The following is a 16787-nucleotide window of genomic DNA, read 5'->3' as shown; positions in this document are numbered from 1 at the left end:
GACGTGTCAGCCGGCCACGGCCCGCACGTAGGCGACGCACTCGTCGTGCAGCATCGACCACGGGTCACCGAGCACCTCGTCGGCGGCCTGCGCCGGTGGCTTCCGCTCGTGCACCACGGCCCGGTAGAAGTCGAGCATCCGCTGCTCGCCGTAGCGGTCGACCAGGTGCCGCACGGCCAGGTAGCCGACGCCGTACGCGCCGCCGACCCGGCTGTCGCTCGCGTCCGCCTCCGGCGCCACCGCCTCCAGCCGCCCGGACCAGCCGCCGCGCAGCAGCTCCCGCACCTCGGCCAGGCCCTCGTAGCGGTGGACCGGCTGGCCGTCGGCGCCGGCGTACTCGGCCAGCCCTTCCACCAGCCACCAGTCCGCGCGGTCGGCGTACCCCCGGTCGGGCAGCGAGGCGGCGTGGGTGAGTTCGTGCCGCAGCAGGTCGTCTACGCCGTCCGGGGTGACGGTCTGGGCGTTGAGCACGACGTCGTGGCGTCCACCGCCGACGCCGACCGCGTACCCGGCCGTCCACTTCGGCCGGCCGCCGCCGTACCAGCGCTGCCACTCGGTCTTCCCGGCGTAGTAGACGAGATACCGGTCCGGCCGCGCGTCGCCGACCGCGTACCGGTCCGCCGTCCGGGCGGCCGTCTCGGCCTGGGCGAGCAGGCCGGGCAGCTTGCCCCGCTGGGCGGGCGTGGTGGCCACCACCACCCGCTTCCCGACCGTCACGGCCAGGTCGTTCGCCTGCCACGGCCGCACGCCGGCCGGGTCCGCGCCGGACGGTTCCAGCGCGGTCAGCCGGGGCTCCTCCCCCACCAGCCGCCAGCGTGCGTCCAGCTCCACTGTGCTCGGCGCGCAGTCCGGCACCACGAAGCAGTAGCCCACTGTGATCGTCTGCCGCCACTCCCCGGGCCGCCCGTCGGCCGCCGCCGGAACCTCGTCGGCCGTCGGCCGCCACACAGTGACCCGCAGCGCCCGCAGCGCCGCGTACCGCCGGGTCAGGGCCGGCCGTGCCGCCGGGTCGGCGATCGCGAGGAAGCCGGCCCGGTCGGCGCCGACGAGCGCGGCGGCCTGCCGGTCCAGCAGCGCGAGCATCCGCTCGCCGAGCCGCCGCTGCGCCGCCGTGCCCGGGTCGCCCTTCGCGACCGACCGTCCGGCCGCGTCCGGCGCGGGCCCCCGCAGGAGTACGCCGGGCACCGCGCCCGCCACCAGGCCCAGCGCGAGCCCGAGCGCGGTCCAGAGCGGCCACCGCCGCCGTTGCCGCACCGCCCGCGTCGCCACCGGACCCATGGGCACGGGGTACGGCGCCGGAACGGTGACGGGGTGCGGCGACGACGCCCCGTCCGGCGCCGGTGCCAGCGCAGGTGCCGGTGCCGGTGCCGGTGCCGGTGCCGGTGCGGGTGCCGGTGCCGGTGCCGGTGCGGGGACGTCGACGGCCGCGTATTCGTCGGCCGGGGTGGCGGCGTTTTCGTCGGCGGTGGCGGCGGCGCGGGTGTCGTCGGCGTCGGCGCTGAGGTTGGCGGCGGTCGCGTCGGCGGCTCGGTCGGCGTCAGCGCTGGTTTCGGCGGCGCTGGCGTGGACGGTGCTCGCCTTGTCGGCGGTGCTCGCCTTGTCGGCGGTGCTCGCCTTGTCGGCGGTGCTCGCCTTGTCGGCGCCGGCGCCGGCGTCGGCGGCGCCGACGGTGGGACGAGGCTCGTCGCCGTCCGTCGTCCGGCCGGAAGGCTGCTCGTCGGCGTCGGTCACCGGCGAAGGGTACGACCAATCGGGCGTTCCGGGAAAGAGTCCCGCCGCCGTTCCGCCGCGCTTCGAGATCTTGGAAGGAAAGTGCCCCCAGAGGGGCCGAATCCTTCCAAGATCTCTCAGATTGGGGTACCGGTCAGCGTCAGCGCGGCCTTGTCGGCCGCCCAGAGGGCCACCAGGGCCACTCCGGGGGCCGCGTGGCCGGCCAAGGTCAGCAGCACGCCGCCGGTGAGGAAGCAGGCGGCCTGGACGGCGAGCTTCGCCGGGTCGGGCAGCGTCACGGCGGCGCGAGGTGAGCAGAACAGTCCCCACACCACGGCGATCACCAGGGGCGCGCCGAGCCCGGCGAGCAGGCGCAGCGGCCAGCCGGCGTCGAGCGTGAAGCCCCAGTACCCGGCCGAGCCCAGCAGGGCCACCTCCAGCAGGAAGATCACGCCCAGCAGCAGCGCGGTCATCGGTCCCCCCAGGAACGGTATGCGCGGTCCAGACCCGCGATCAGCTGGTCGAAGGAGCGGTCGGTGTCGCGGGGCAACCCGAATCCGCCGGCCGCCTCCAGGGCGACGAAGCCGTGCACGGCGGCCCGGAACATCCGGATGGCGTCGATCGCGTCGTCGCCGTCGAGGCCGTACCCGAGCAGGATCGCCCGGATCGCGCCGACCGCGCGCTCACCGGCGGCCAGGTGTTCGGCGTCGGCGGGGTCGGGCGCCCGCTGGGCGGCCGGGTAGCGGCCGGGGTGCTGCCGCGCGTACGCCCGGTAGGCGGCGGCGACGGCGCGCAACGCGTCGCTGCCGGCCCGGCCCGCGGCGGCGCTGGTGAGCACGTCGGCGATCTCGGCGGTGGTGAGCACGGCGAGCTGCTGGTGCAGCGCGTCCACGCCCCGCACGTGCTTGTAGAGGCTGGGCAGCGCGACGCCGAGCCGGGCGGCGAGGGCGGCCAGGGTCAGCTTCTCGTAGCCGACCTCGTCGGCGAGCACGGCGGCCTCCCGCACGACTGTGGCCGGGGTCAGGCCGGCCCTAGGCACGCGCGGTCACCGCGAGGAACTCGACCAGGTCGGCAGCGGTGGCGTCGGGCTGGTCGGCGTGCGGGTAGTGACCGGAGTCGGCGATCATGCGCGCCTCGGCGACGGCGAACTGCCGGCGCGCGGCCCGCGCCTCGGCGCCCGGGTCGGGAAAGTCCGGGTCCTTCGTGCCCATCAGCACCAGCACCGGGCGGTTCACGTCGCGGGCCCGCGCGGTCCAGTGCGGGTCGGCCGGCGCGACCACGCCGCGCACGGCGGGCATCCGGCCGCGCAGCTTGGCGACCAGTTCCTTGCGGTACGCGGCGTCGTCCGCTGGCCGCCCGCAGGGGAACAGCGTGCGGTGGAACAGCCCGAACAGCCGAGGGCTGCGCAGCACGACGGCCTGCGCGGCCCGCATCAGCGGGTTCGGCTTCGGCGTGCCGACGAACGGGCCGACCTGCACGATGCCGCTGACCAGCTCCGGCGCCTCGGCGGCGGCGAAGACCACTGCGGCGCCACTGGACGAGCTGCCGACGAGCGTGGCGGGCTCACCGCCGAGCGCCCGCACCACGGCGAGCAGGTCGCCGCCGACCTGTTCGGGGGCGTACGTGGGCCAGTGCGGGCTGGAGTCGCCGTGCCCGCGTACGTCAACGGCCGCCACCCGGTAGCCGGACGCGACCAGCCGGGGCGTCAGGTGCCGGAAGGCGGCCCGGTTCTCCCCCATGCCGTGCGCGAGGACGACGAGCGGGCCCGAGCCGTGCACCTCGTACGCGATCGTGCCGCCGTCCCGCACCACCTGGCTAACTATCATAGCCAATAAGCTAATGCAGTTAGCTTTGTCCGTCAAGGCTTGACCTCAACACGAGGTGAGGTCGCACGATCACCCGCATGCCGATCACCGCCGACACCCACGTACGCCTCGCCCGCCCGAGCCGCGACCTGCCCGCCGCCGAACGCTTCTGGGCGCAGGGGTTGGGCCTCGACGTGCTCTACCGGAGTGAGACCGGCCGCCCGGGCGAACACGACCTGGTGATGCTCGGCCTGCCCGGGGCCGGCTGGCACCTGGAACTGGTCGGCGGCCCGGCGCTGGCCGGCGGGCCGAGACCCGCCGAGGAGGACCTGTTCGTGCTCTACCTCGACGGGCCCGCCGACGACGAGCTGGTCACGAGACTGGAACGGGCCGGCGGGACCAGGGTCTCCGCCGGCCCGTACTGGGACAGGTGGGGCATCGCGTTCGCCGACCCGGACGGCTACCGCCTCGTGCTGTGCACCCGGGCCTGGTCGAACGACTGACTCACTTCTTCGACAGCACCGCCCGGCCGAAGAACGCCAGGTTCGCCGGGCGCTCCGCCAGCCGGCGCATCAGATAGCCGTACCACTGGTCGCCGTAGGGCACGTAGGTACGCACCGTGTAGCCCTCGCCCACCAGGCGCTGCTGCTCCTCCGGCCGGATGCCGTAGAGCATCTGGAACTCGAACCGGCCCGGATCGCGGTCGAACCAGCGGGCCCGGTCCTCCCCGATCGCGATCAGCCGCGGGTCGTGGGTGGCGAGCATCGGGTAGCCGTCGCCGGACATCAGCACGTTCATGCAGCGCACGTACGACTTGTCGACCTCGCGGGCCGACTGGTACGCCACCGACTCCGGCTCCTTGTACGCGCCCTTGCACAGCCGCACCCGCGACCCGGCGGAGGCCAGCTCCCGGCAGTCCGACTCGGTCCGCCGCAGGTACGCCTGGAGCACCGCCCCGGTCGACGGGTGGTCCTTGCGCAGCTTCGCCAGGATGTCCAGCGTCGAGTCGGTGGTGGTGTGGTCCTCCATGTCCAGCGTGACAGTGGTGCCCGCCGCGTCGGCCGCCGCGCAGATCGACCGCGCGTTGTCGTACGCGAGCTGCTCGTCGAACATCTGGCCCAGCGCGGACAGCTTCACGCTGACCTCGGCGGGCGGGGTGAGCCCGGCGGCGGCGAGCCGGCTCAGCAGCGTGAGGTACTCGTCCCGGGTGGCGTTCGCCTGCTCCGGGGTGGTGGTGTCCTCGCCCAGATAGTCGAGGGTGACCGCCTGGCCGTCGGCGACCAGCTCGCGGGTGGCGCGCAGCGCGTCGTCGGTGGCGGCGCCGGCGACGAACCGGCGGACGACGTCCCGGGTGAACGGGGCCGTCGCGACGAGCCGCTCCACCTGGGTGGACCGGGAGGCGGCAAGGATGACGGAACGGAGCATGAGCCGAGCGTAACGCTCAACACCGGGCCCCCGCCGGGTGCGTCCGAGGCCCGTCCCCGCCCGCGCTCCGGCCTGGGCCGGGCTCCCCCGGCTGGCGGAGATCGGCTACAACGTTCACGTGGATCGACGACACCCCCGACGCCGGCTCCGCTCGGCCTCCGTGCAGCTCGGCGCGCTGACCGCGCTGGCCCTCGCGCTCTCCGGCTGCAACAACGGTTACGACGACGACGATGACGACTGCGCGCTCGGACCGGCCGGCGGAGGCGGCGACACCGTCGCGGTGGCCCTGCGCGTGCCCGCGCCGGCCACCGCCGCGCGCGGCGAGACGGCCCCGACCGCCGCGCTGCCCGAACGCGGCGGCTTCGGCACCCACCTCGCCTCCTGCGGCGGCTGACGTGCGCCGCGAGGCGAGCACGCCGCGCCCCGGCTGGGACGACACCATCCGGGCCCAGGGCCTGGTGTACGTCGACACCGAGCTGCCCGACGGCGAGATCATGTCGTACTGGGACGAGACGGCGGCGTACTCGTTCACGCTCGACGAGGTGCTCCGGCTGGAGGAGGCCACCGAGGAGCTGCACCGGATGTCGGTGGCCGCCGCCGAGCACGTGGTGGCCCGCCGCCGGTACGCCGAGTTCGGCATCCCCGAGTGGGCCGCCGAAGCGGTCGCCCGCTCGCTGCGGGAAAGCCCGCCGACGCTGTACGGCCGGTTCGACCTCTGGTACGACGGCAGCGGCCCGCCGAAGATGCTGGAGTACAACGCCGACACCCCGACCGCGCTGGTCGAGGCGAGCATCGTGCAGTGGTACTGGCTGGAGCACACCCGGCCCGACGCGGACCAGTGGAACAGCCTGCACGAACGGCTGGTCGGCGCGTGGGCCAAGATCGGCGCCGGCCTGCACGAGCGCCGCACGCACGTGCTCTGGTCCGACGAGGAGGAGTCGGGCGAGGACCAGATCACCGCCGGCTACCTGGCCGAGACAGCCCGCCAGGCCGGGCTGGACGTGACGCTCATGCCGATCCAGCAGGTCGGCTGGGACGGGCGGCGCTTCGTCGACGCCGACGACCGCCCGATCACCACCTGCTTCAAGCTCTACCCCTGGGAGTGGATGCTCGCCGAGCCGTACGGGCGGCCCGCGCTCGACCCCGGCACGCCAACCACCTGGATCGAGCCGGCCTGGAAGCTGCTGCTGTCGAACAAGGCGCTGCTCGCCGTGCTCTGGGAGCTGTACCCGGGGCACGACTACCTGCTGCCCGCGTACCTGGACTCGCCGCGCGGCATGACCGAGTACGTGGCCAAGCCGCTGCTCGGCCGCGAAGGCGGATCCGTACGCATCGTGACCGGGGACACGGAGATCACCAACCCGGGGATCTACGGCGACGAGGGCTTCTGCTTCCAGGAGTTCCGCGCGTTGCCCGAGTTCGAGGGCAACCGGACGGTGCTCGGGAGCTGGATCGTGGACGGCGAGTCGGCCGGCGCGGGCGTGCGCGAGAGCGAGAGCCTCATCACTGACGGTTACGCGCGGTTCCTGCCCCACTACATCGACGCACCGCGTCTGCCCTGAGTCGTCTACCGTTGGTGTCGTGAACTTCGACGCGTACGCCCGGATCGGGGTCGAGCTCGTCAACGCCCGGCTGGACGACCTGGACGGCCTGCGGGCCGTCTTCACGGACGAGCAGGGCTGGATGCGCGACGAAGTCGCGGAACGGGACCTGGCGATCTTCCGGAGAGCGCAGAAGCGCCTCCGGGACGTCTTCGAGTACGGCACCTCGGGCCGGGACAACGAAGCGGTGGCGGAGTTGAACGCGCTGCTGGAGGCGTTCCCGGTGCAGCCGCGCATCTCCGGCCACGACTCCTCGGACTGGCACATGCACGTGACCAGCCGGGGCGCCTCCGTCTCCTCCGAATACCTCGCCGGCGCGGTCTGGGGCCTGTCGGTGTGGCTCTGCGAGTACGGCAGCGCCCGCTTCGGCGTCTGCGCCGACGACCGCTGCGGCAACGTCTACCTGGACACCTCGTCCAACTGCTGCCGCCGGTTCTGCTCCGAGCGCTGCGCCACCCGCTCCCACGTGGCGGCGCATCGGGCCCGCAAGCGCGCCGCGGTCGGCGAGCAGGCCGTCCCGGCGCAGCCGCTCTCCCCGGTGAGCTGACCCGCCCGGCCGGGGTGGCGAGCCCTGGTCAGGCGTCGACCGGGGACGGCGCGGTCAGGTGGGCCCGGGCGAACTCCAGCGACTCGCGCAGGTCCGCCTCGCGGACCGCCCGGCTCTTCGCGCCCCGGGTGGTCACCTCCACCGCCACAGTGCCGCTGAAGCCCCGGCCGGCGAGCGAACGGAGCATCTCCGCGCACGGCTGCCCGCCGCGGCCGGGCACCAGGTGCTCGTCGCGGCCCTCGCCGGTGCCGTCGCCCAGGTGCACGTGCGCCAGGCCGGAGCCCATCCGGTCGGCCATCGCCATCGCGTCGGTGTGCGAGGCGGCGCAGTGCGACAGGTCGAGCGTGTAGGACGCGTACCCGATCTCCGTCGGGTCCCAGCCCGGCGCGTACGGAACGAACTGCCGCCCCGCCATCCGCACCGGATACATGTTCTCCACCCCGAAGTGCAGGCCCCCGAACTGCCCGGCGATGGTGTCGAGCCCGTCGGCGAAGTTACGCGCGTAGTCACGCTGCCAGGTGAACGGCGGGTGCACCACGACCGTGGGCGCCTCCAGCGTGTCCGCCAGCTCGGCGGCCTTGCGCAGCCGCTCCCACGGGTCGGGGCTCCACACCCGCTGGGTGACCAGCAGGCAGGGGGCGTGCACCGACAGCACCGGCACGCCGTAGTGCTCGGCGAGGCCCCGCAGCGCGCCCGCGTCCTGGCTGACCGGGTCGGTCCAGACCATCACCTCGATGCCGTCGTAGCCGAGTTCGGCGGCGAGCTGGAACGCCGCCGCGGTCCGTTCGGGGAAGACGGAGGACGTGGACAGGAGTACCGGAACGCGGTAGGTCACGTCTCCGAGGGTAGCTCCAACCGCCAGCGAGCATCGGGACGAGCAACCGCAAAGCAACCCAGAGCGCTCGGCCGGTCACATCGGCGCGAGCTGATCCAGCCGACGCAGGATGACTCCCTCGCGCAGCGCCCACGGGCAGATGTCCACGCGGTCCACGCCGAGCCGGCGCATCACCGCCTCCGCCACCACCGCGCCCGCCAGGAGCTGGTGCGCGCGCTGCGCACTGACCCCCTCCAGCTCGGGCAACTGGGCCGGCGGGATGTGCCGGATGAACCCGAGCACCTGCCGCAGACCGGTGCGGGTCAGGCTGCGCCGCGCCCACAGGCCCGCGCCCGAGGGAGCGGCCCCGGCCAGCCGGGCCAGCATGCGGAACGTCTTCGACGTGGCGACCGGGCGTTCCCAGCCCACCGCCGTCAACTGCTCCACCACCGGGTCGAGCTGCGCGTCCACGTACGCCCGCAGTTCCTCCACGGTCTCGGCCGACGGCGGCGCCGTGCCGTCCGGGTCGACCGCCAGCCGCTCCCGGCTCAGCCGTCCCGCGCCCAGCGGCAGCGAGACCGCCACGTCCGGATGCTCGTCGATGCCGGCGGCCAACTCCAGGGACCCGCCGCCGATGTCCATCGCCAGCAGCCGCCCGGCGGACCAGCCGAACCACCGCCGCACCGCGAGGAACGTCATCCGCGCCTCGTCCGCGCCGGAGAGCACCTCCAGGCGTACGCCAGTCTCGTCGCGGACGCGGGCCAGCACGTCGGCGGCGTTGGTGGCGTCGCGAACCGCGCTCGTGGCGAACGCCAGCAGATCCTCGGCTCCCAGCCCGTCCGCCGCCGCCCGGGCCATGCCGACCGCCTTGACCAGGCCGTCCGCGCCCCCGACCGTGAGCGCGCCGTCCGGGCCAATCTGCTCGGCCAGCCGCAGCACCACCTTCTCCGAGTGCGCCGGCCACGGGTGCGCGCCGTGATGGGCGTCGACCACCAGCAGATGCACCGTGTTGGAACCGACGTCCAGGACACCCAGTCGCATGGGAAAGACCCTAGGGCCAACACGTTTCGTCGGCTCGTCGGCCAGGCGGGGTCACCGCGCGTACGCTGGTCCGAGTGACAGGGCAGATCGAGCTTCACGTGCTGGTGGACGACCCGGAGGACCCGCGCAGCCGCGAGGTCGGGCTGGACTTCCCCCGGGAGTGGATCGAGTTCGTCGACCCGGCCGACCCGAAGCACGTCGTCCGCGCCGACCTCACCTGGCTGCTCTCCCGCTGGACGTGCATCTTCGGGCAGGGCTGCCACGGCATCATCGCCGGGCGGGCCGCCGACGGGTGCTGCTCGCACGGCGCGTTCTTCACCGACTCCGACGACGAGAAGCGGGTCCGCGCGGCGGTCAAGCGGCTGACGCCGGAGACCTGGCAGCACTTCCGGCGCGGGTTCAAGAACTGGACCGAGAACGACACCGTCGACGGCAAGACGCCGGCCCGGCGTACCGCCACCCGCGCGGTGGACGCCCCGTGCGTGTTCCTCAACGACGCCGACTTCCCCGGCGGAGGCGGCTGCGCGCTGCACGCCCAGGCGCTGCGCGACGGGGTGCACCCGCTGGAGTACAAGCCGGATGTCTGCTGGCAGCTGCCGGTACGCCGCGACCAGGAGTGGCACAAGCGGCCGGACAACACGAAGGTGCTGATCTCCACGCTGGCCGAGTTCGACAGGCGCGGCTGGGGCGCGGGCGGGCACGACCTCGACTGGTGGTGCACCAGCTCGACCGACGCGCACGTCGGCGCGGACCCGATGTACGTCTCGTACGGACCGGAGCTGACCGCGCTCATCGGTGCGGCCGCGTACGCGAAACTGGCCGAACTCTGCGCCGCCCGGCTGCGCCAGGGGCAGGTCGCCCCGCACCCCGCAAGCGAGTGAAGGCCGGCACCCCGTTGGTTCGGGGTGCCGGCCTTTCACGTGTTTCGTCTTACTTGTTCCAGTGTTCGGCGACGAGGTCGGCGGCCTGCTGCTCCCACTGCGCGTAGTGGTCCGGGTAGGCGGAGACCTGGACGGTCTGGGCGGCCTTGGTCAGCGGCATGTCCTGCCAGCCGTCGACCTGCTTCAGACCCTTCAGGAACGCGGTCGTGGAGTACTCGGGGTCGGTGATCTGCTCCACCGTGCCCCAACCGCTGGACGGGCGCTGCTGGAACAGGCCCTGGGAGTCGTGGTCGTTGCGGTCACCCAGGTGACCGAGGTTCTCCAGCTTCGACTCCTGCAACGCGGTGGCGATCGAGACGACGGCGGCGCGTTCGTCCATGCCGGCCTTCTTCGTCGCCGCGATGATCGCCTTCACGTTGGCGGTCTGCTCGTCGTTGAGGTCGATACGCGACTGCTTGCCCTGCACGCCGTGCGGGATCAGCTTGTCGCCCTGCTGCACCGTCGCGGTGACCGGCTTGGCGCCGGCGGTGGTGTCCGCGGCGTGGGCGGCGACCGGGCCGGCGAACACGCCACCGGTGAAGGCCAGACCAGCAATACCCAGGATGCTCTTCCGCAGGATCGTGTTCATTGGGGGGCTCCATTCGGGGGATCGACGCCCACACCGACAGGGGGTTTCGGTGCGGGTGCGAGCACCGTCAGGCGCTCAAGAAGTCTTGGGGGTTCGGCTGCTCGCGGGGCGGGGGCCTCTACGCGGGTGCCGGAAGCATGTCCAACGACCCGCCACCCGGCATCATTCCCGGGCGCCTCACGCCATCGGGGAGCGGCGCGGGGGTTCACGTCGTCGGAACCATGCTCAACGACCGGCCGGGCGGGATGATTCCCTGCGGCTCACGCCGTCGGAACCGAACTCAACGAGCGCTGGCCCCGGACTGTTTCCCACAGCCGACGCCGCTCCGCTCAGGGGCGCGGCCTTGCTCGGCGGGGGTGCGGCCTTGCTCGGTCGGTCACCTGGTTACAACGCCACCGACCCGCCACCGATTCCGCCCTCAGAGTGCCGCCGACCACCCCCGAACCGGACACCGCACCCACAAAAGCCCCATCGCACCGGAGCCCTAACCGAGTCCAGCGGGGCACCTCGCTCCGCGCCCCGGTGATCAAGGAGTTTGCGGCACCTTCCAGCCCCGCCGAGGACACAAACTCCTTGATCAACCCCGAAGAAGCCCTTCCCGGGCACCCGCTGCGGCGTCGATCATGAGGTTAGCGGTGCCTGGTGTCCGCTTTGTCGCCGCTAACCTCATGATCGACGCACCCAGGCGCGCCCGCAGCCCTGGAAGGGCGAGGCCGCCTCCCGGGCTGACCCCTCGTCGGCGCGATCTTGCAGTTCGGGCCCGCGAGATGCCCGATTGGCGAGGTTCGCGGGGCACCAAAGTGCAAGATCGCCGAGGGCAGCGGGGATGTCAGGCAGGGATCGTTCGCCAGCTCACGCGAACTGCCCAAGATCCCCTGGTCGCTCGGCGATCTTGGAGTTGTGGCACCTCACAAACCTCGCGAAGTAGGTGAACCTGGGTGCCACAACTCCAAGATCGGCGAGCAGCACCGCCCGCCGCACCCGTTGACGCGGCGACGCGGCTACGCGGCGACGGGCAGCACTGACGATCGGCGCGGGAGGCAGCGCAGCTGCACCGGCTCGCGCCTCGGTCACGGCTCGAACTTGTAGCCCAGGCCGCGGACCGTGACGATGTAGCGCGGCGCGGACGGCTCCGGCTCGATCTTGGAGCGCAGCCGCTTCACGTGCACGTCCAGTGTCTTGGTGTCGCCCACGTAGTCGGCGCCCCAGACGCGGTCGATCAACTGCCCGCGGGTGAGCACCCGGCCGGCGTTGCGCAGCAGCAGTTCCAGCAGCTCGAACTCCTTGAGCGGGAGCTGCACCCCGGCACCGCCGACTGTCACCACGTGCCGTTCGATGTCCATCCGGACCGGGCCGGCGGCGAGCGTCGGCGCACCCGTCTCGTTCGCCTCGGCGCTCTGCCGGCGCAGCACCGCCCGGATGCGGGCGACCAGTTCACGCGGCGAGTACGGCTTCGTCACGTAGTCGTCGGCGCCGATCTCCAGGCCGACCACCTTGTCGATCTCGCTGTCCCGCGCGGTGACCATGATGATCGGCACGTGCGAGCGCTGGCGGAGCTGCCGGCACACCTCGGTGCCCGACATCTCCGGCAGCATCAGGTCGAGCAGCACGATGTCGGCGCCGGTCCGGTCGAACTCGGTGAGGGCGTCGGTGCCCGTCGCGGCGACGGAGACCTCGAAACCCTCCTTGCGGAGCATGTAGGACAGCGCGTCGGAGAACGACTCCTCGTCCTCGACCACCAGTACGCGGCTCAACGGGTGTTTCCTTTCCTGTGGTCAGGCCTGCCGGAGCTCGGCCGGGCCGGCCTCGATCCCAGCGGAGGCGAGTGTCGTCTCCAGGTCGTCCGGGGGGCGGGCGGGCAACCGGAGCGTGAACGTCGACCCCCCACCAAGGGTGCTCGACACGTCCACCCGGCCGCCATGGTTGCTGGCGATGTGCTTGACGATGGCCAGTCCCAGGCCGGTGCCGCCGGTCGAGCGGGAGCGGGCCTGGTCGGCGCGGTAGAAGCGCTCGAAGATCCGGTCGACCTCGTTCGGGGCGATGCCGATGCCCTGGTCGGCCACGGCGATCTCGACGTGTTCGTCGGTGCTGGTCACCGTGACCCGGACCGTGGTGTCCTCGGCGGAGTAGTTGATCGCGTTCTCCACCAGGTTCGCCACCGCGGTGGCGAGTTGGCTGTCGCTGCCGTACACGGTCAGGCCCCGCCGCCCGCCGACGGCGATCTCCACCCGGCGGGCGGTGGCCGCGGTGCGGGTCCGGTCGACGACCTCGGCGAGCACCCAGTCCACCGAGACCGGCTCGGGGGCGGGTTGCGGCTCGGCGCCCTGCAGCCGGGTGAGTTCCAGCAGCTCCTGCACGAGCCGGCCGAGCCTCGTCGACTCGTGCTGGATCCGCTCGGCGAACCGCCGCGCGGCGACCAGGTCCTCGGACAGGTCGGGCGCGCCGCCGGCGGCCGGTTCGGTGGCGTCGACGAGCGCCTCGGCGAGCAGTTGCAGCGCGCCGATGGGTGTCTTCAACTCGTGGCTGACGTTCGCCACGAAGTCCCGGCGTACCCGGGCGAGACGGTGCGACTCGGTGACGTCGACCGCCTCGATCGAGACGTAGCCGGAGCCCAGTCCCATCGCCCGCAGGTGCACGCCGAGCGGGTTGTCGCCACCGCCGTCGCGGCCCCGGGGCAGGTCGAGCTCGATCTCGCGCCGCACGCCCGTGCGGCGGACCTGCCCGGCGAGGGTACGGATCAACGGGTGCGCCGCGATCGATCCGGGTGTCGCCCCGGTACGGAGAAGGCCCATCGCCCGGGCCGCCGGGTTGACGAGGACCGGCACGTCGTCCGGGCCGAGCACCACCACGCCGGCGCGCAGCGAGTCGATCGTCTTGCGCCCGAGCCCGGATAGGCCCCCCTGCTGGTCGTCCGGAATCGTCGGCCTCCCTGCGTCACGACGGGTGGTCCCGCCGCCCTGCGACGCCCGCCGGCGCCGCCATTGTTCAACCGGTCCGGACAGCGTCGCCCCGGCGACCAGCCCGGTCACCAGCGCCACGGCCACCGCGATGGCCACCGCCCATTCCACCCGGCGATCGTAGGGTCATTGTTAACCCAGGGATCGGGCACAAAGGGACGAACCACTCTCGCTTTCGGCAAAGTTCACCTTCGGGCCCCGCGTCGTTCACCCACGTTCATCCTGGTGCCGACCGTTCGGCCTAGCGTGGGGCGCGCACCTGCTCCGGCCGTACCCCTCGGGGGCGCGGCCACCGACCTCAGGAAGTGACGATGCGCGACGAGTTCCGGGCCGACCTGCAGATTGTCAGCCAGTTGCTGGTGGACATGGCCGAGGCGGTACGCGCGGCCATGCGGCAGGCCACGAAGGGTCTGCTGACCGCCGACCGGACGGCCGCCGAGACGGTGATCGCGCGGGACGCCGAGATCGACGAGCTGTACCGGCACGTGGAGGAGCGGGTCTGCGACCTGCTGGCCCGGCAGGCGCCCGTCGCCTCCGACCTGCGTGCCATGATCACCGCGCTGCACGTGGCCGCCGACCTGGAGCGGATGGGCGACCTCGCCGACCACGTGGCCAAGACGGCGCTGCGGCGGCACCCCTCTCCGGCCGTACCGGCGGAGTTGCGGCCGGTCTTCACCGACATGGCCGGGATCGCCGACCGGATGGCGGAGAAGATCGGGTCCGTGCTGGCCAAGCCCGACGCCGCCGTGGCCGCCGAGCTGGACAGCGACGACGACGCGATGGACGACCTGCACAAGAGCCTGTTCGGCGTGCTGCTCGGCGACGACTGGCCGTACGGGGTGGAGACGGCCATCGACGCGACGCTGCTGGGGCGCTTCTACGAGCGCTTCGCCGACCACGCGGTGAACGCGGGCGAGCACGTGGTCTACCTGATCACCGGTTCCACGTCCGCCTGACCCCGCCCCTCGCGGAAGGAAGGGCCCCTTGTTAACACCGAGCGTTAACAGGGGGCCCTTCCTCTACCGCAGGCGTTAATAGGGGGCCCTTCCTTACACCTCAGCGGCCCTGGTTGGCCACTGCGGCGGCGGCAACCTTCGCCGCGTCCGGGTCCAGGTACGTGCCGCCGAGCACGTGCGGGCGCAGGTCGGCGTCCAGGTCGTAGCGCAGCGGAATGCCCGTGGGGATGTTCAGCTTGGCGATCGCCTCGTCGGAGATCTGGTCGAGGTGCTTGACCAGGGCGCGCAGCGAGTTGCCGTGCGCGGCCACCAGCACCGTCCGGCCGGCCAGGATGTCCGGCACGATCGAGTCGTACCAGTAGGGCAGCATCCGTTCGACGACGTCCTTCAGGCACTCGGTGCGCGGCATCAGCTCGGTCGGCAGCAGCGCGTACCGGGGGTCGCCGACCTGCGACCACTCGTCGGCGTCGTCGATCGGCGGCGGCGGCGTGTCGTACGAGCGGCGCCAGAGCATGAACTGCTCCTCGCCGTACTCGTCGAGGGTCTGCTTCTTGTCCTTGCCCTGCAGGGCGCCGTAGTGACGCTCGTTGAGCCGCCACGACCGGCGTACCGCGATCCAGTGCCGGTCGGCGGCGTTCAGCGCCAGCTCGGCGGTGCGGATGGCCCGGCGCATCAGGCTCGTGTGCACCACGTCCGGCAGCAGGTCGTGCTCGCGCAGCAGCTCGCCGCCGCGCCGCGCCTCGGTCTCCCCCTTGGTGGTCAGGTCGACGTCGACCCAGCCGGTGAAGAGGTTCTTCGCGTTCCAGTCGCTCTCGCCGTGCCGCAGCAGGACCAGCGTCCCGACGGTGGGCCCCTCGCTCGCAGTCATGCCGATCATCCTGCCGTACCGGGGCGACGGGCACGCGCCGACCGGTCGTGACGACCACCACGTGGAAAACCTGATGACCATGCCTCCGGCCCGGCACTAGGTTGTAAGGCGTTCTAAACAGGTCGGTCATTACCACACGGGGGCGTCGGGATGCGGACGGTACGAGGCTGGTTCCAGGACACGGCAGGTGGCCTGCCACGGACGTTCTGGTACCTCTGGGCCGGCACGCTGATCAACCGGCTCGGCTCGTTCGTCCTGATCTTCCTCGCCATCTACCTGACCCAGGAACGCGGCTTCTCGGCCTCCCAGGCCGGACTGGTGATCGGCCTCTGGGGCGCCGGCGGCGCGGTCGGCACCACCATCGGCGGCACCCTGACCGACCGCTGGGGACGGCGACCCACGCTGCTCACCGCGCACATCGGCGCGGCCGGCATGATGATCGCGCTGGGCTTCGCCCGCCCGCTCTGGGCGGTCGCCGTGGGCGCGCTGCTGCTCGGCACGTTTGCCGAGGCGGCCCGCCCGGCCTTCGGCGCGATGATGGTCGACGTGGTGCCGGACAAGGACCGGCTGCGCGCCTTCTCGCTGAACTACTGGGCCATCAACCTCGGCTTCGCCTGCGCCGCGGTGCTCGCCGGCTTCGCCGCCCAGGGCAGCTATCTGCTGTTGTTCCTGGTGAACGCGACCACCACGCTGGTGACCGCGCTGATCATCTTCGCCAAGGTCGGCGAGACCCGCGGCCCGGTCACAGTGCTCCCGGTCAAGGGAATGCCGGCGCCGGCCGGCGCGCTGCGCACCATCCTCGCCGACCGGGTGTTCCTCGGCTTCGTCGCGCTCAACCTGCTCGCCGCGCTGGTGTTCCTCCAGCACATCTCGATGCTGCCGATCGCCATGGGCGACTCCGGGCTCAGCCCCGCCACGTACGGCTCGGTGATCGCGCTCAACGGCGTGCTCATCGTGGTCGGCCAGCTCTTCGTACCCCGGCTCATCAAGGGCCGCAGCCGCTCGCACGTGCTGGCGCTCGCGGCGCTGGTGATGGGCGCCGGCTTTGGGCTCACCGCGTTCGCCGACACGGTCTGGCTCTACGGCATGACCGTGCTGATCTGGACCGTCGGCGAGATGCTCAACTCGCCGTCCAACGCCACCCTGATCGCGGAGCTGTCGCCGGCCGCGCTGCGCGGCCGCTACCAGGGCGTCTTCTCGCTGTCCTGGCAGCTCGCCGGCGCCGCCGCGCCGATCCTCGGCGGCCTGGTCCGCGAGCACGCCGGCAACAGCACGCTCTGGCTGGGCTGCGCGGGCATCGGCGTCGTCGCGGCGGTCGCCCACCTGATCTCCGGCCCGGCCCGGGAGCGCCGCGCGGTCGCGCTGCGCGCCGTGGGCACGCCGGTCGCGCCGGTCACCGTCACCACCACCCCGGCGCCCGAGGCGGCCGAGGCCGCGGCCACCTCACCCGCCGACTCGGTCCGGGCCGGTTCCTGAGTACGCCCCGACGCGACCGCCCCGAGGCGGGTGGATACGGTACGGGAAGGAATCGGTAAGGAAACTTTCCTGGAGGAC

The 16787-nt window shown here is 72.6% G+C and carries 18 protein-coding genes; 7 read left to right on the top strand and 11 right to left on the bottom strand.

Features of this window, described 5'->3' with window-relative positions; all coding sequences use genetic code 11:
* Nucleotides 1-6: 6 nt before the first annotated feature.
* The 4 genes from ACSDG8_RS20185 to ACSDG8_RS20170 all read right to left on the bottom strand — a co-directional run bounded on the left by ACSDG8_RS20185 (nucleotide 7) and on the right by ACSDG8_RS20170 (nucleotide 3536).
* Nucleotides 7-1731, bottom strand: a complete 1725-nt coding sequence (locus ACSDG8_RS20185) for a hypothetical protein (RefSeq protein WP_210942542.1) — start codon at nucleotides 1729-1731, stop codon at nucleotides 7-9.
* 116 nt (nucleotides 1732-1847) lie between these two features.
* Entirely contained in the window at nucleotides 1848-2183 is a 336-nt protein-coding gene (locus tag ACSDG8_RS20180; RefSeq protein ID WP_210942543.1) for a YrdB family protein, read from the bottom strand.
* The gene (locus ACSDG8_RS20175; RefSeq protein WP_210942544.1) at nucleotides 2180-2749 is read right to left on the bottom strand and encodes a TetR-like C-terminal domain-containing protein; all 570 of its coding nucleotides are present in this window, start codon (nucleotides 2747-2749) and stop codon (nucleotides 2180-2182) included. Before ACSDG8_RS20175 ends, ACSDG8_RS20180 begins: the two co-directional genes overlap by 4 nt.
* Nucleotides 2742-3536 carry an alpha/beta fold hydrolase gene (locus ACSDG8_RS20170; RefSeq protein ID WP_210942545.1) on the bottom strand — a complete coding sequence of 265 codons (795 nt, stop codon included), beginning with the start codon at nucleotides 3534-3536 and terminating at the stop codon, nucleotides 2742-2744. The genes ACSDG8_RS20175 and ACSDG8_RS20170 overlap by 8 nt, the downstream gene beginning before the upstream one ends.
* Nucleotides 3537-3613: 77 nt before the next feature.
* Here ACSDG8_RS20170 and ACSDG8_RS20165 point away from each other — a divergent pair, with 77 nt between their 5' ends.
* Nucleotides 3614-4018, top strand: a complete 405-nt coding sequence (locus ACSDG8_RS20165; RefSeq protein ID WP_210896878.1) for a VOC family protein — start codon at nucleotides 3614-3616, stop codon at nucleotides 4016-4018.
* 1 nt (nucleotide 4019) lies between these two features.
* Here ACSDG8_RS20165 and ACSDG8_RS20160 read toward each other — a convergent pair whose 3' ends face one another.
* Nucleotides 4020-4940 carry a proline dehydrogenase family protein gene (locus tag ACSDG8_RS20160; RefSeq protein WP_439427153.1) on the bottom strand — a complete coding sequence of 307 codons (921 nt, stop codon included), beginning with the start codon at nucleotides 4938-4940 and terminating at the stop codon, nucleotides 4020-4022.
* 118 nt (nucleotides 4941-5058) lie between these two features.
* Here ACSDG8_RS20160 and ACSDG8_RS20155 point away from each other — a divergent pair, with 118 nt between their 5' ends.
* From ACSDG8_RS20155 to ACSDG8_RS20145, 3 genes are read left to right on the top strand one after another with little or no spacing between them, the layout of a single operon-like run.
* Nucleotides 5059-5334 (top strand): hypothetical protein, encoded by a 276-nt coding sequence (locus ACSDG8_RS20155; protein WP_307856122.1) that lies wholly within the window; start codon nucleotides 5059-5061, stop codon nucleotides 5332-5334.
* A 1-nt stretch (nucleotide 5335) separates the two neighbouring features.
* On the top strand, nucleotides 5336-6502 hold the full coding sequence (locus ACSDG8_RS20150) for a glutathionylspermidine synthase family protein (protein ID WP_210896882.1): 1167 nt from the start codon (nucleotides 5336-5338) through the stop codon (nucleotides 6500-6502).
* Between the two features lie 19 nt (nucleotides 6503-6521).
* Nucleotides 6522-7088, top strand: a complete 567-nt coding sequence (locus tag ACSDG8_RS20145) for a CGNR zinc finger domain-containing protein (RefSeq protein ID WP_210896884.1) — start codon at nucleotides 6522-6524, stop codon at nucleotides 7086-7088.
* A 28-nt stretch (nucleotides 7089-7116) separates the two neighbouring features.
* Here ACSDG8_RS20145 and ACSDG8_RS20140 read toward each other — a convergent pair whose 3' ends face one another.
* Nucleotides 7117-7923 (bottom strand): sugar phosphate isomerase/epimerase family protein, encoded by an 807-nt coding sequence (locus ACSDG8_RS20140; protein ID WP_210896886.1) that lies wholly within the window; start codon nucleotides 7921-7923, stop codon nucleotides 7117-7119.
* A 75-nt stretch (nucleotides 7924-7998) separates the two neighbouring features.
* Nucleotides 7999-8943, bottom strand: coding sequence for a Ppx/GppA phosphatase family protein (locus tag ACSDG8_RS20135; RefSeq protein ID WP_210896888.1), 945 nt, complete (start codon nucleotides 8941-8943; stop codon nucleotides 7999-8001).
* A 74-nt stretch (nucleotides 8944-9017) separates the two neighbouring features.
* Between ACSDG8_RS20135 and ACSDG8_RS20130 the strand changes: the two genes are divergently transcribed.
* A complete protein-coding gene (locus ACSDG8_RS20130) occupies nucleotides 9018-9824 on the top strand; it encodes a hypothetical protein (protein ID WP_210896890.1) in 807 nt (268 codons plus the stop codon).
* Between the two features lie 49 nt (nucleotides 9825-9873).
* Here the strand turns inward: ACSDG8_RS20130 and ACSDG8_RS20125 are convergent, their stop codons facing one another.
* From ACSDG8_RS20125 to ACSDG8_RS20115, 3 genes are all read right to left on the bottom strand, one after another.
* Nucleotides 9874-10452 carry a hypothetical protein gene (locus ACSDG8_RS20125; RefSeq protein WP_210896892.1) on the bottom strand — a complete coding sequence of 193 codons (579 nt, stop codon included), beginning with the start codon at nucleotides 10450-10452 and terminating at the stop codon, nucleotides 9874-9876.
* A 1070-nt stretch (nucleotides 10453-11522) separates the two neighbouring features.
* Complete coding sequence (locus ACSDG8_RS20120; RefSeq protein ID WP_210942547.1) at nucleotides 11523-12206, bottom strand: response regulator transcription factor; 684 nt, start codon at nucleotides 12204-12206, stop codon at nucleotides 11523-11525.
* A gap of 21 nt (nucleotides 12207-12227) precedes the next feature.
* Nucleotides 12228-13520, bottom strand: a complete 1293-nt coding sequence (locus ACSDG8_RS20115) for a sensor histidine kinase (protein ID WP_439427152.1) — start codon at nucleotides 13518-13520, stop codon at nucleotides 12228-12230.
* A gap of 200 nt (nucleotides 13521-13720) precedes the next feature.
* Here ACSDG8_RS20115 and phoU point away from each other — a divergent pair, with 200 nt between their 5' ends.
* Nucleotides 13721-14365 (top strand): phosphate signaling complex protein PhoU, encoded by a 645-nt coding sequence (phoU, locus tag ACSDG8_RS20110; RefSeq protein WP_210896896.1) that lies wholly within the window; start codon nucleotides 13721-13723, stop codon nucleotides 14363-14365.
* Nucleotides 14366-14465: 100 nt separating this feature from the next.
* On the opposite strand, the gene ACSDG8_RS20105 is transcribed toward phoU, so the two are convergent.
* Entirely contained in the window at nucleotides 14466-15233 is a 768-nt protein-coding gene (locus tag ACSDG8_RS20105; protein WP_439427151.1) for a phosphoglyceromutase, read from the bottom strand.
* A gap of 150 nt (nucleotides 15234-15383) precedes the next feature.
* Here ACSDG8_RS20105 and ACSDG8_RS20100 point away from each other — a divergent pair, with 150 nt between their 5' ends.
* Nucleotides 15384-16709 carry an MDR family MFS transporter gene (locus ACSDG8_RS20100; protein WP_210896900.1) on the top strand — a complete coding sequence of 442 codons (1326 nt, stop codon included), beginning with the start codon at nucleotides 15384-15386 and terminating at the stop codon, nucleotides 16707-16709.
* Nucleotides 16710-16787 lie beyond the last annotated feature (78 nt).

It is taken from the genome of Micromonospora sp. LA-10 (assembly GCF_051853095.1).
In the GTDB taxonomy this organism is placed as follows: domain Bacteria; phylum Actinomycetota; class Actinomycetes; order Mycobacteriales; family Micromonosporaceae; genus Micromonospora; species Micromonospora echinospora_A.
The sequence above is the reverse complement of the archived record's forward strand: the minus strand, read 5'-3'. Positions and strand labels throughout refer to the sequence as shown.

What these genes read in the sequence shown, in the direction of transcription:
- ACSDG8_RS20180 (WP_210942543.1), bottom strand. Translation starts at nt 2,183, where the DNA reads ATGACCGCGCTGCTGCTGGGCGTGATCTTCCTGCTGGAGGTGGCCCTG.
- ACSDG8_RS20170 (WP_210942545.1), bottom strand. Translation starts at nt 3,536, where the DNA reads ATGATAGTTAGCCAGGTGGTGCGGGACGGCGGCACGATCGCGTACGAG.
- ACSDG8_RS20165 (WP_210896878.1), top strand. Translation starts at nt 3,614, where the DNA reads ATGCCGATCACCGCCGACACCCACGTACGCCTCGCCCGCCCGAGCCGC.
- ACSDG8_RS20160 (WP_439427153.1), bottom strand. Translation starts at nt 4,940, where the DNA reads ATGCTCCGTTCCGTCATCCTTGCCGCCTCCCGGTCCACCCAGGTGGAG.
- ACSDG8_RS20135 (WP_210896888.1), bottom strand. Translation starts at nt 8,943, where the DNA reads ATGCGACTGGGTGTCCTGGACGTCGGTTCCAACACGGTGCATCTGCTG.
- ACSDG8_RS20125 (WP_210896892.1), bottom strand. Translation starts at nt 10,452, where the DNA reads ATGAACACGATCCTGCGGAAGAGCATCCTGGGTATTGCTGGTCTGGCC.
- phoU (WP_210896896.1), top strand. Translation starts at nt 13,721, where the DNA reads ATGCGCGACGAGTTCCGGGCCGACCTGCAGATTGTCAGCCAGTTGCTG.
- ACSDG8_RS20105 (WP_439427151.1), bottom strand. Translation starts at nt 15,233, where the DNA reads ATGACTGCGAGCGAGGGGCCCACCGTCGGGACGCTGGTCCTGCTGCGG.
- ACSDG8_RS20100 (WP_210896900.1), top strand. Translation starts at nt 15,384, where the DNA reads ATGCGGACGGTACGAGGCTGGTTCCAGGACACGGCAGGTGGCCTGCCA.